Source organism: Methylocapsa sp. D3K7 (assembly GCF_029855125.1).
Lineage (GTDB): Bacteria > Pseudomonadota > Alphaproteobacteria > Rhizobiales > Beijerinckiaceae > Methylocapsa.
Genome location: NZ_CP123229.1, coordinates 559,576 through 570,983, shown reverse-complemented (window position 1 = coordinate 570,983; position 11,408 = coordinate 559,576). Strand labels below are relative to the sequence as shown.

Sequence of the window (11,408 nt, the reverse complement as noted above, 5' to 3'; positions counted from 1 at the left end):
TATGTAAAATTAAGAATGGCAGCCCCTGATCAGGGGACGCGCGAAGAAACCTAGCCGCTTAAGCTCCGGGTTTAGGGCATCAATCCCAATCACATCATGGCCGCTGGCAGTGATACGGGAAGCGCAAGCCCCGCGTCCTGACAATAGTCCAGGTGATGTTCGGCAGGATGGTCAGATGATGCGGACGGAAAGAGAATCCAAGGAGAAAGACACTCATAAGCTGATTGTCGAGGTCGCGGAACGTTTGTTCCGTCAAATCGGGTTTCAGAAAACGACGGTCGCGGATATCGCGCGCGAACTGCATATGTCGCCGGCGAATGTCTATCGTTTTTTCACGGCGAAGTCGGAGATCAACGAGGCCGTCTGCATGGACCTCCTCAGCAAGATCGAGGCCGAGGCGGAAAAAATTGCCGCGTCGCGCGGCGGCGCCGCTCAGAAAATCCGCAATCTGTTCAGCTCCGTGGAAAAAACCCATCGCAAACTGTTTATGTACGACCGGAAGCTGCATGATTTGATTGATGCGGCGATCACCGAGAACTGGGCCATCATGCGGCGGCACGCGGAACGCATGGCGGCGATCTTGGAGCAGATCATCGCGAGCGGCATGGCCTCGAACGAGTTTCCGAAAGGAGACGCCGCGCTGGCCTCGCGGCTCGTCAACACCGCCTGCATAAGATTTTGTCATCCGCGGCTGATCGTCGAATATGAACAGGAGCCAGAGCCGACCCTCGACCAAATGATCGGCTTTTGCCTCGCAGCGCTGAGCGACAGGAATAAGTTGATCCAGTTTCCATCCGGGGAAGAAGCGGAGCAAAGATAGCGTCTTCTGCCGCCAAGCGCGGGCGCTTGCCATCAGACTTGCCATGGGGGCAGCAAGCCCTCCGAAGTTCCTGTTCTCTAGTCATGTGATCATCGCAGCAGGCATCTGACCTGTCGATCATGCGGAAACCCGGACGCAATCCCAGACGGTTTGCACCGCCTTACCCTGTCACAAAGCGTCACATTTCGCCGCTCTCGGCTATCAAAAGCCCCGCCCCCCGGCATCAACCAGTGACAATTTGGCTTTAACCCAGCCTTTCCCGCGAACAATCGGGAAGGGAGGAGCCATAACAAATCGACGCACAAAACGCGTTCACGGCTAAAGCCAATTATAAGGGGACATCAAATGCCTATCGTTGCAGTCGACGTGATCCTCTGCGCGATCATGATCGGTGTGCTCGTCTACGTCGTCATTGCCACGACTCCTCCCGGGAGCTTTTGAGGCGCTCGCACATTGCGGGCACATGACAAATCTCCTGGCACGTCAGAGCCGCATTGCAGCGAGGCTCCACGCACTCTGCTTTGACGCATCCATCCTAATCCTCGGCATCAACAACGCTTGGGAAACTCCATCTCTTGAGGAAAAGAGCACTATGAAAAATTCAACACTCTGCTTTTTGTCTGTTCCATTGCTCATTACAGGATCGCTCGCGCTATCTGGATGCGGCCGGAGCACGAGCGCTCCGACGGTAGTTTCCTATCACCAGGTCGGGGTTTGCAAAGCCTATGAGACGCCAAATGGCACAGAGCAAGCGAAGGCCAACGAGGCATTTGCGATCTTCAAAATCGAAACGGTCGACAACTCGAAATACGATGATGTTTTCAATTTCGATCCCGGCCGCTTTTATGTGAACCAATCCAATGCTCAACAAATGTCTGGAAACCAGTATGAGCATGGGAGCGTGTATAGTTGGAATCGCCGCTTTGTGAATAAGGATCCGAGATTTGGGAAAGCGTTGGGTGTGAAATATGTTGCGGACGCCACCATCGCGAAGGGCGAAAAGATTGACGGCGTAGGTTTTGCCGTTATTCCACTTGCCACAAACAACCCAACCGGTGGACCGGAAGCCGACAAGTTAAATTTCCAGCTCGCATATGATACAGGGACCAGCGACCGCGGCAGTGTACAAAGTGTCAACGAAGGCATAATCATCACAAAAACAAATGCTGCTGACGCCAAATATACGCTGGTCGAAAATTGCAAAGAGCTGTCGCTCCTATAGCAATCGTTGCAGAAGCACAAAAATACTGGCCAGGAAGTCATCCTGATGCAAGAGCCGTTGGCGGGAGAACGGACACCTCAATTTTCATGATGGCGGCGGCTCTCCGGTCATGGCCGGGATGATCACCGTCATCGACCCCCGCAAGCGGTGGCTGTTTCCTGTGTCTTGGCGAAAGTTATGGCCGGCACGGGAACGAGCCCCGTTTCGCGCTAAGCGCTTAGTGTAAGCCAAACTCGGCCAGGAGTTGCGCTCTTCCATGCGTGCATATGATTGGCGCGCACCCTTGCGGGTTTGGATCGCCTTGACGGATGGCGTGAAGGCGACGTCGTTCGCATAAATGTGCCCAATATCCATGGCCAGCCTCCTAAAGCCCGAGATCGCTCAAGGACGGGTAATCAGCAGGGCGCGGGCCGAGCGGCCAGCGGTATTTGCGCTCGCTCTCTGTGATCGGGAGATCATTGGTGCTGGCGATACGCTGGCGCATCAGGCCCTCGCCGTCGAATTCCCAATTTTCGTTGCCGTAGCTGCGAAACCACTGGCCGCTATCATCATGCCATTCATAGGCGAAGCGCACGGCGATGCGGTTGTCGTGGAAAGCCCAGACTTCCTTGATCAAGCGGTAGTCGAGCTCACGAGTCCATTTGCGTGTCAGGAACGCTTCGATGGCCTCGCGGCCTTGCAGGAACTCGGCGCGATTGCGCCAGCGGCTATCGGCCGTATAGGCAAGTGCTACGCGGCTGGGATCGCGGGTGTTCCAGGCGTCTTCGGCCATGCGCGCCTTCTGCGCGGCGGTCTCAGTGGTGAAGGGCGGAAGCGGTGGGCGGCTCATGATGGGTCTCCTTGTCAAATTGCCTTGATCTCACCGCCATCCATACGCAGCGTCGCACCGGTCATCCAGCGTCCGGGCGGCGAGAGAAGCGCACAGCGGCATCCGCATTGGGATCGTTGGACGTGCCGCCGCGGTTCGCGGTGATCTCGGAGTCATCGAGCTTGGCAAGGCTTTTTCCGAGAGGGGTATAGGCCGATAGGCAATAGGCGCGGCCATTGCTCTTCGAGCTCTTCGGCCAACCCTACGAACGCGGCGCCACTCTTGTCACCAGCAACTTGCCATTCGACAAATGGACTTAGAGTCTTGCAATGCATTGAAATAACATAGTGTTTTAAAATAGTTGGCGGAGAGGGGGGGATTCGAACCCCCGATAGGCTTGCGCCTATGCCGCATTTCGAGTGCGGTGCTTTCAACCGCTCAGCCACCTCTCCTCACCTTCACCAGGCGAGGCGCACTTACCACGGGCGGCCTGCCCATTACAAGGGCGCGGGAGCGCCGCCATCGCGGATTAGCGCGGCGCGGGCTCGGGTTTCAGACTGTCTGGGTGCGGCATCAGGACTATATTGAAACCGGCGTCCACATGATGAATTTCCCCGGTGACCCCGCTTGAAAGGGACGACAGCAGATAAAGCGCGGCGCCGCCAAGATCGGCGAGTTCGAGGCCGCGGCGCAGCGGCGAATGCGCCTTCTGAAACGTGAACAAGACGCGCCCGTCGGAGATTCCGGCGCCCGCCAGGGTGCGGATAAGTCCCGCCGAAATGGCGTTGACCCTTATCCCTTGCGGACCATAGTCGGCGGCGAGATAGCGTACGCTCGCCTCCAGCGCCGCCTTGGCGACGCCCATGACATTGTAATTGGGCATCACCCGGTTCGCGCCAGCAAACGTTAGGGTCAAAAGTGCGCCGCCCGGCTTCATAAGTGCTGCCGCGCGTTTGGCGATCTCGGTGAAGGAGAAAGCCGAAATCACCATGCTGCGCACAAAATTGTCCCGTGTCGTATCGGCATAGCGGCCTTTTAATTCGGCGCGGTCCGAATAGGCGAGGCTATGAACCACGAAATCGAGGCCGCCCCATTTTGCTTCGAGCGCCGTGAAAAGCGCATCGACCGAGGCGGCGTCCTCGACGTCGCAAGGAAGGACGAGCGCGGCGCCAAGGCTTTGAGCGAGCGGCGCGATGCGCTTGCCGAAGGCCTCGCCCTGATAGCTGAAAGCGAGCTCGGCGCCATGCTGGTGGAGCGTCTGGGCGATACCCCAGGCAATCGAGTGGTCATTGGCGACGCCCATGATGAGACCGCGCTTGCCACGCATCAGCCCTCCAGGGCCACTGTACGCCACTTCCTCAGGCATCGATATGTTTCAAAACGATGCTGGCATTGGTGCCGCCGAAGCCAAACGAGTTCGACAAGACCGCCCGCAGCTGCACGCCGTCGCGGCGCTTACGCACGATGGGCATATCGGCGAAGGCGGGATCGAGGTCCTCGATATTGGCGCTTTCGCAAATGAAGCCGTTTTGCATCATCAACAAGGAATAGATCGCCTCTTGCACCCCGGTGGCACCGAGGGAATGGCCGGTTAAGGATTTGGTCCCAGCTATCGGCGGGCATTTTTCGCCCGCGCCAAAGACCTCTCTGATCGCCTCGATTTCTTTCAGATCGCCGATGCCGGTCGAAGTTGCATGCGGATTGATGTAATCGATCGGCGTTTTCATATCCGCAAGCGCCATCCGCATGCAGCGCACCGCGCCTTCGCCGGATGGGGCGACCATGTCATAGCCGTCCGAACTTAAGCCATAGCCGGCGATTTCCGCATAAATTTTCGCGCCGCGTGCGCGGGCGTGCTCCAATTCCTCCAGCACAACGACGCCCGCTCCGCCGGCGATGACGAAACCATCCCGGTTCACATCATAGGCGCGCGAGGCCGTGGAGGGCCGGTCGTTAAACGACGAGGACATCGCGCCCATCGCATCGAACAGGACCGAGAGTGTCCAATCGAGCTCTTCGCAGCCGCCAGCGAACATCATGTCTTGCTTGCCATATTGGATCATCTCGAAGGCATTGCCGATGCAATGATTGGAGGTCGCACAAGCCGACGAGATCGAATAATTGACGCCCTTGATCTTGAACCAGGTGGCGAGCGTCGCCGAAGCGGTCGAGGACATCGCCTTGGGCACCGCAAAGGGTCCGATTTTCTTTGGTCCCTTTGTACGCGCGATATCCGCCGACTCGACGAGGGTACGAGTCGAAGGTCCGCCCGAGCCCATGATGATGCCGGTGCGCTCATGCGATATTTCGGCTTCCGTCAGGCCGGCATCGAGGATTGCCTGATCCATCGCAACGTGATTCCATGCGGTGCCACCCGCATGGAAACGCATAGCGCGCCGGTCGACAATGGCGCTGGGCTCCAGCGTCGGTGCTCCATGAACCTGGCTGCGAAAGCCAAGTTCAGCGTATTTTTCCGCTTTGACGATTCCGGATTTGGCTTCCCTCAGGGAAGCAAGCACCTCTTGGGTATTGTTCCCGATCGAGGACACAATCCCCATTCCGGTGACGACGACCCGCCTCATATTTTTAACTCCCGCTCGATCTTGCGGCCAAGGGCGCGGCGCGGCGCCCGTCTGTGCCCAGCAAATGTTCCATCCAAGGCGACAATCAAGGCGAGGAGGCCTCGGCCTTGAACAAGCCCACCCGAAGATCCTTAGCCTCGTAGATGCGCGTTCCATCGGCTTCGAGCCAGCCATCGGCGATGCCGAGCACGAGTTTGGATTTGAACACGCGTTTCAGATCGACGCCATAAATGACGCGTTTGACAGAGGGCAACACCTGGTCGGAAAATTTGACCTCTCCGACACCCAGCGCCCGGCCGCGGCCGTTGAGGCCGAGCCAACCCAGGTAAAAGCCGAGGAGCTGCCACAGAGCGTCGAGACCGAGGCAGCCGGGCATCACCGGGTCGCCCTTGAAATGGCAGCCGAAAAACCAAAGGTCAGGCTTGACCGCCAATTCGGCCAAGATCACACCTTTGCCGTTGGCGCCGCCTTGCTCGGAAATACCGGTGATTTGATCGAACATCAAAAGCGGCGGCAGCGGCAATTGCGGATTGCCTGGCCCAAACAATTCTCCCCGCCCACAGGCGATGAGATCCTCATATTCGAATTTGGCGCGCCGCTCGTTCATGTTCGTTTCGCTCTCATGTCCCCACCCGGCAGCCAGGCTTTCTCCGGTGAGGTTCGCGGCCTTCTAACACAGGGATTGCCGGGATGCCATCGGGCAACCTTTGCTCTCGCGACAGGGCCGTTTCGTGTTGATAGAGGCGGGGGTTCTCCATCATTTTGCCAAGTTTGCGACACTTGTTAGATGGAGCTCAAGTGAAATATGCGGCTGATTTGCTTTTGTCGGCGATGAACCGTGCATTGCCGGAAGAATAGCCAAGACAATTGGTTAAGTGCCAAGAGGGGGCCCATGAAATTCCGTTCCGATATCAACGCCCTTCGGGCGCTTGCGGTGACTGCTGTCGTTCTTTTTCATTTCAAGGTCGGTTTCATTCCGGGCGGTTTTGTTGGGGTCGATGTTTTCTTTGTGATCTCCGGCTATCTCATGACATCCATCATCATGGGGAGATTGAGCAAGGACAAATTCAATCTCTGGACCTTTTATGATGATCGCGCCAAGCGCATCATTCCCGGCCTCTTGGGTGTGTGTTTTGTCCTGCTGACCGTGGGATATTTTGCCATCGAACCAGGGAGCTATCATTATCTTGGTTCGACATCGATTTCCGCGCTGCTGTTCTTTTCGAATTTCCGGTTCTGGAAGGCAACCAGCTATTTCGACTCGTCAAGCGATGCCAAATGGCTCTTGCATACTTGGAGCCTTTCGTTGGAATGGCAGTTTTATTTGATTTTTCCAGTCCTCGTGATGCTTTTGTATCGATATCAAAAGACACGAAACTATATTGTCGCAATTCTCTGGTCATTCGCACTGATTTCGTTCGCACTCTGCCTTTATTATTCGATTGCCGAGCCATCATCTGCTTTTTATCTGCTTCCACAGAGAGCATGGGAGCTGCTCGCCGGCGGCATAGTTGCTCTACAGTTTAAAAATGAGCAACAGAAATATTCAGATATACTAATTACCATTGGTCTTATATTCATATTCGTTCCCATCGCCATCTATGATCAATTCATGCCATGGCCCTATTATTGGGGGCTATTTCCTGTCGCTGGAACCTGCTTCGTGATCGCGGCGAACCGGCCCGAAGCGTTGATTTTCCGCAACCCGCTCCTGCAGATCACCGGAAAATGGTCCTATTCGATCTATCTGTGGCATTGGCCGGTTTCCGTCGCGGCGCTTTACATTGGATTTACGAAAACGACGGCTTTCAAAATCTCCTGTGAAATTTTGATCCTTGCGGCGATTATCGGGGTGGGCGGCCTGCTTCTCGCCTTGGCCAGACGGTTCGTGGCCCAAAAATGGGGAGAGCCGAGGTTTTCGCGCTTGCTGGCGGGAGGCGGCGTCCTGGTGATCACTTTGATTTTTGCGTCCACGGTCACGATCTACGAGGGAATGCCGGACCGCCGCGAGGATGCAAGACAGAAGCTCGCGATGTATAACCAGGCGGCCCATGACTGGTCCTTCCCGGACGAATGCAATGGCCGGGATACGAAAGACAAACTGAGGCCGTGTCAGCTTGGTCCAGATACGGGGCGCGGCACGCTGTTTCTTGGCGATTCCTACACCATGCAAATTTATAGCCGGTTCGTTGAAAATGCGAAGCTCAATCCGGAGAGTTCCTTCACCTTTCTTGCGACGGCCGGCTGTCCGCCGCTCACCGGGGTTCGCATGATTCATGACCGCTTCAACTGCAACGGGTTCGTCGATGAAGTCCTGGACTATATCAAGACCAAAAACTTCAAGCGCATCGTGCTTGTCTCGAATTGGTACGCTTATTTTTATCTGCCCGTCCGCAACGTATGTTTTGTCGAAGGGGATAATTGCACGTTGCGGCAAGATCCAGACTGGTTTTTGAAACATCTCGATGCCGCGTTCGCTTCTTTGCGCGATCATCTCCTTCCCTTCAAGGAGCGCGGTGCCGAAATCGTCATTGTTGGTGCGACGCCTGCGAGCCGATGGGATGTCCCGGTCGAACTCGCCAAGCGAAGATTCTGGGGCGGCGACACTAAAGAGGTGGAATATATCGACCGCAAAGAATACGAGACGAAAGCCGCCGCGACGAAGAGTCGGCTGATTATCCTTGCGGCGTCTCTCGGCTCGAAATTCGTCGATCCTCTCGATTTCCTGTGCGAGGCAGACCGCTGTCCCACCGTCGACAAAGATGGCATGCCTTATTACCGGGACGAGGGACATTTCCGCTCGGGCGCGGTCAAGGCGACCCGCTTTCAATTCCTGGACGACGCCGCCGGTGTGAGCAACCGGATGAGCGCCGTGGCCATGCCAACAAGCGCCACGCCCTAAACACGGAACCTCCCGAACGCATCTTTTGCTTTCGCGCTTTCCCCCTATATAGCGAGAGCAGGCAAGTCGCTGCTTGCTCCACGCAATAGGATGACCCCATGGCGTTCCGCCACAACACCTTGATTTTGGCCCTTGCCGTAACGCTTGCGCTTGGCTTTGCCAGCGATGTTTCCGCGCGCGTCGGCGGCGGCTCTTCATTCGGCAGCCGGGGCGCGCGCACCTTCAGCGCCCCCTCGGCGACACCGCTCGCGCCGCGCGCCGCCCCGATGGACCGGTCGATGAGCTCTCCCAATGAGGGCATTTTCCGGCGCCCGCCTGCTTTCGGCCAGCAGGGCGGCTTTTTCTCTGGCGGCTTCGGCCGCGGCCTGCTCGGCGGATTCATCGGCGCCGGTCTCTTCGGCATGCTGTTCGGTAACGGTCTTTTTGGCGGTCTCGGCGGTGGTATGTCGATTCTTGGCCTGCTTCTCCAAATCGGGCTTTTGTTCCTGTTGTTCAAACTCGTGATGGGGTTTGTGCGCGGCAGACCCGCCTTCCAGGGTGCTGGCTTTACTCCCGGTCAGGGGATGGGGCAGGGCCAAGGCATGGCGCGCGGATTTGGCGGCGGCGGTTTTGCTGGCGCGGCACCCAATGCAAAACTCGATATTTCCCCGGCGGATTTCAACACCTTCGAACAGCGGCTCGTGGCGATCGAAGCCGCGTTCGGCGCCGAGGATTTTGACCGGCTGCGGTCCCTGGCAACCCCGGAAATGGCTTCTTTCTTCGCTGAAGAACTCGCTGCCAATGCCAAAAAAGGTGTTGTGAACAGAGTTTCGGACGTCAGATTCCTGAATGGTGATCTTTCCGAGGCGTGGCGCGAACAGCAAACCGAATATGCCACCGTCGCCATGCAGTTTTCCCTCGTCGACACGATGGTGGACCGTGCCTCGGGCAAAATTGTTTCAGGCGATCCGGCGGTGCCAGATCAGGCCACCGAAGTCTGGACCTTCGCCCGGCGCCTTGGCGGCGCGCCTGGGGATTGGAAGCTGTCGGCGATCCAGCAGACCTGACGAAACATGCGGGTGGGGGGGCGGCCACCGCTGACCGCCAAACTATAGCCTAATCGCCAGGGGAGCCTGCTCATACCATCCACGTGAGCGACGAACGATGTGGACGACCGACAGCATGACTGGCACTTCGACCAGCACGCCGACGACTGTTGAAAGCGCGGCGCCCGACTGGAAGCCGAAAAGGGCAATCGCCGTTGCGACGGCCAACTCAAAAAAGTTGCTGGCTCCGATCAGCGCCGAAGGCCCGGCGACGCACCATGCGACGCCGAGACGGCGGTTGAGCCAGTAAGCGAGACCGGCATTGAAGTAAACCTGTATCAGGATCGGCACCGCCAAGAGGGCGATGACGAAAGGCTGACGCATGATCTGTTCGCCTTGCAGGCCGAACAGCAGCACGAGCGTCAATAGCAGGGCCGAAAGTGATACAGGAGACAAGGAACGGAGCGCGCGGGCCAGCGCGGCTTGCCCGCCTTTCGCCAGCAGCAGGCGGCGCCAGAACTGCGCGACAATCACCGGCACCACGATATAAAGGACGACTGACAGCAACAGCGTGTTCCAGGGCACGGTGATCGAGGATAGGCCGAGAAGCAGCGCGACAATCGGCGCGAAGGCCACCACCATGATCGTGTCGTTGAGCGCGACCTGCGACAGCGTGAAATGCGGTTCGCCATCCACAAGATTCGACCAGACGAACACCATGGCCGTGCAGGGAGCCGCCGCCAGCAGGATTAATCCGGCAATGTAGCCGTCGATCTGATCGGCAGGCAGGAGCGGCCGGAACAGGGTGCCGACGAACAGCCAGCCGAGCAACGCCATCGAGAACGGCTTGACCAGCCAATTAATTCCAACTGTCACGGCGATGCCGCGCCAATGCTCTCGTACCTCGCCAAGGGCGGCAAGGTCGATTTTGAGCAGCATGGGAACAATCATCAGCCAGACGAGAATCGCGACGGGCAGATTCACTTCAGCTATTGTTGCCGTGCCAAGGACGCGGAACAAGCCAGGCAGAAATTGTCCAAGCGCAACGCCAGCCACGATGCAGAGCGCGACCCATAGAGTCAGATAGCGTTCGAATGCACCCAACGAGGGTGCTTTGGCCGTTACCATTTCGGCAGTCGATGCAGCTTGAGTCATTGCGCGTCCTTCATTTTCATTGGGGCGCGCGTAGCGCCTTCCATATTCCCAATTTCGTGCAGGCGCGCAGAGAGCGACAAGTTGTCGAGGCTCTTGACCGGGAGTACCGTAAAAGCCCGAATGCGATTCCGCAGGAAGCGGAACGCCTCATTGAAGGCGCGCTCTTTTTCAATATTCGTGCCTTCTACCGCCGCAGGGTCTTCGATGCCCCAATGCGCCGTCATCGGCTGTCCCGGCCATAAGGGACACGCCTCGCCCGCCGCGTTGTCGCAGACCGTGAAAACGAAATCCATTTGCGGCGCATCTGGGGCCGCGAATTCGTCCCAGTTCTTCGAGCGCAAACCCTCGGTTGGATAGCCGTAGGCCGCGAGTGTCTTGAGTGCGAACGGGTTGACCGCGCCTTTGGGGTGGCTGCCAGCCGAGAAGGCATTGAAGCGCCCTGCGCCGTCTTTGCGAAGAATGCTTTCCGCGAGGATCGAACGGGCGGTGTTGCCGGTGCAAAGAAAGAGAATATTGAAGATGCGATCAGTCATGGACACGAGCCTTTTGCGCACGGCAGGGAGTGAGATCGGCGATGAGTGGCGCGCATATGTCAGGCCGTCCGCCGCAGCAATCTTTGAGCAGGAACAACGCGACTTCGCGAAATCGGGAGAGATCGGCGCGGTAGATAATCGAGCGGCTGTGCCGCTCCCCGACGACGAGACCCGCGCGGGCGAGAATGGCGAGATGCGCCGACATGGTGTTTTGCGGCACAGTCACGAGGCGGGCGAGTTCGCCCGCAGGAACGCCATCAGGTTCTCTTTCGACCAGCAGCCGAAAGGTGTCCAGTCGCGTGGTTTGTGCGAGCGCCCCGAGAGCGGTGATTGCTTCCATAGTATCCACATATCCAGATTA

Annotated in this window: 11 protein-coding genes, 1 tRNA gene and 3 pseudogenes; 5 read left to right on the top strand and 10 right to left on the bottom strand. The window is 57.6% G+C overall.

Annotation, left to right across the window (positions count from 1 at the left end):
• Positions 1–175 precede the first annotated feature (175 nt).
• Positions 176–820, top strand: a complete 645-nt coding sequence (locus QEV83_RS02580) for a TetR family transcriptional regulator (RefSeq protein ID WP_280129727.1) — start codon at positions 176–178, stop codon at positions 818–820.
• 463 nt (positions 821–1,283) lie between these two features.
• A complete protein-coding gene (locus QEV83_RS02575; RefSeq protein WP_280129726.1) occupies positions 1,284–2,042 on the top strand; it encodes a hypothetical protein in 759 nt (252 codons plus the stop codon).
• A gap of 246 nt (positions 2,043–2,288) precedes the next feature.
• Here the strand turns inward: QEV83_RS02575 and QEV83_RS02570 are convergent.
• From QEV83_RS02570 to QEV83_RS02560, 3 genes and pseudogenes are all read right to left on the bottom strand, one after another.
• Positions 2,289–2,396 (bottom strand): annotated as a pseudogene (locus tag QEV83_RS02570) (pyridoxamine 5'-phosphate oxidase); the annotation flags it as partial.
• 10 nt (positions 2,397–2,406) lie between these two features.
• Positions 2,407–2,871 (bottom strand): nuclear transport factor 2 family protein, encoded by a 465-nt coding sequence (locus tag QEV83_RS02565; RefSeq protein ID WP_280129725.1) that lies wholly within the window; start codon positions 2,869–2,871, stop codon positions 2,407–2,409.
• An 82-nt stretch (positions 2,872–2,953) separates the two neighbouring features.
• Positions 2,954–3,097: pseudogene (locus tag QEV83_RS02560) on the bottom strand (carboxymuconolactone decarboxylase family protein); the annotation flags it as partial.
• Here QEV83_RS02560 and QEV83_RS02555 point away from each other — a divergent pair.
• Positions 3,087–3,167 (top strand): annotated as a pseudogene (locus QEV83_RS02555) (ATP-binding protein); the annotation flags it as partial. The pseudogenes QEV83_RS02560 and QEV83_RS02555 sit on opposite strands and share 11 nt — an antisense overlap.
• A 45-nt stretch (positions 3,168–3,212) precedes the next feature.
• On the opposite strand, the gene QEV83_RS02550 reads toward QEV83_RS02555, so the two are convergent.
• From QEV83_RS02550 to fabA, 4 genes are all read right to left on the bottom strand, one after another.
• A tRNA-Ser gene (locus QEV83_RS02550) sits at positions 3,213–3,302 on the bottom strand.
• 77 nt (positions 3,303–3,379) lie between these two features.
• On the bottom strand, positions 3,380–4,177 hold the full coding sequence (gene fabI / locus QEV83_RS02545; RefSeq protein WP_280129724.1) for an enoyl-ACP reductase FabI: 798 nt from the start codon (positions 4,175–4,177) through the stop codon (positions 3,380–3,382).
• Positions 4,178–4,208: 31 nt separating this feature from the next.
• A complete protein-coding gene (fabB, locus tag QEV83_RS02540) occupies positions 4,209–5,432 on the bottom strand; it encodes a beta-ketoacyl-ACP synthase I (protein ID WP_280129723.1) in 1,224 nt (407 codons plus the stop codon).
• An 85-nt stretch (positions 5,433–5,517) separates the two neighbouring features.
• Positions 5,518–6,039 carry a bifunctional 3-hydroxydecanoyl-ACP dehydratase/trans-2-decenoyl-ACP isomerase gene (fabA, locus tag QEV83_RS02535; RefSeq protein WP_280129722.1) on the bottom strand — a complete coding sequence of 174 codons (522 nt, stop codon included), beginning with the start codon at positions 6,037–6,039 and terminating at the stop codon, positions 5,518–5,520.
• Between the two features lie 285 nt (positions 6,040–6,324).
• On the opposite strand from fabA, the gene QEV83_RS02530 reads away from it, so the two are divergent.
• A complete protein-coding gene (locus QEV83_RS02530) occupies positions 6,325–8,334 on the top strand; it encodes an acyltransferase family protein (protein ID WP_280129721.1) in 2,010 nt (669 codons plus the stop codon).
• 98 nt (positions 8,335–8,432) lie between these two features.
• Positions 8,433–9,380 carry a TIM44-like domain-containing protein gene (locus tag QEV83_RS02525; RefSeq protein ID WP_280129720.1) on the top strand — a complete coding sequence of 316 codons (948 nt, stop codon included), beginning with the start codon at positions 8,433–8,435 and terminating at the stop codon, positions 9,378–9,380.
• A gap of 42 nt (positions 9,381–9,422) precedes the next feature.
• Here the strand turns inward: QEV83_RS02525 and arsB are convergent, their stop codons facing one another.
• Genes arsB through QEV83_RS02510 form a run of 3 tightly spaced genes read right to left on the bottom strand, consistent with a single transcriptional unit; the run spans position 9,423 to position 11,396 of the window.
• The gene (gene arsB / locus QEV83_RS02520) at positions 9,423–10,463 is read right to left on the bottom strand and encodes an ACR3 family arsenite efflux transporter (RefSeq protein ID WP_280130950.1); all 1,041 of its coding nucleotides are present in this window, start codon (positions 10,461–10,463) and stop codon (positions 9,423–9,425) included.
• A gap of 47 nt (positions 10,464–10,510) precedes the next feature.
• Entirely contained in the window at positions 10,511–11,047 is a 537-nt protein-coding gene (locus QEV83_RS02515; protein WP_280129719.1) for an arsenate reductase ArsC, read from the bottom strand.
• Entirely contained in the window at positions 11,040–11,396 is a 357-nt protein-coding gene (locus tag QEV83_RS02510) for a metalloregulator ArsR/SmtB family transcription factor (RefSeq protein ID WP_280129718.1), read from the bottom strand. The genes QEV83_RS02515 and QEV83_RS02510 overlap by 8 nt, the downstream gene beginning before the upstream one ends.
• Positions 11,397–11,408: the final 12 nt, after the last annotated feature.

Excerpts from the sequence above, each read along its gene's own strand:
- QEV83_RS02580 (WP_280129727.1), top strand. The coding sequence starts at position 176 with ATGATGCGGACGGAAAGAGAATCCAAGGAGAAAGACACTCATAAGCTG.
- QEV83_RS02575 (WP_280129726.1), top strand. The coding sequence starts at position 1,284 with ATGACAAATCTCCTGGCACGTCAGAGCCGCATTGCAGCGAGGCTCCAC.
- QEV83_RS02565 (WP_280129725.1), bottom strand. The coding sequence starts at position 2,871 with ATGAGCCGCCCACCGCTTCCGCCCTTCACCACTGAGACCGCCGCGCAG.
- fabI (WP_280129724.1), bottom strand. The coding sequence starts at position 4,177 with ATGCGTGGCAAGCGCGGTCTCATCATGGGCGTCGCCAATGACCACTCG.
- fabB (WP_280129723.1), bottom strand. The coding sequence starts at position 5,432 with ATGAGGCGGGTCGTCGTCACCGGAATGGGGATTGTGTCCTCGATCGGG.
- fabA (WP_280129722.1), bottom strand. The coding sequence starts at position 6,039 with ATGAACGAGCGGCGCGCCAAATTCGAATATGAGGATCTCATCGCCTGT.
- QEV83_RS02530 (WP_280129721.1), top strand. The coding sequence starts at position 6,325 with ATGAAATTCCGTTCCGATATCAACGCCCTTCGGGCGCTTGCGGTGACT.
- QEV83_RS02525 (WP_280129720.1), top strand. The coding sequence starts at position 8,433 with ATGGCGTTCCGCCACAACACCTTGATTTTGGCCCTTGCCGTAACGCTT.
- QEV83_RS02515 (WP_280129719.1), bottom strand. The coding sequence starts at position 11,047 with ATGACTGATCGCATCTTCAATATTCTCTTTCTTTGCACCGGCAACACC.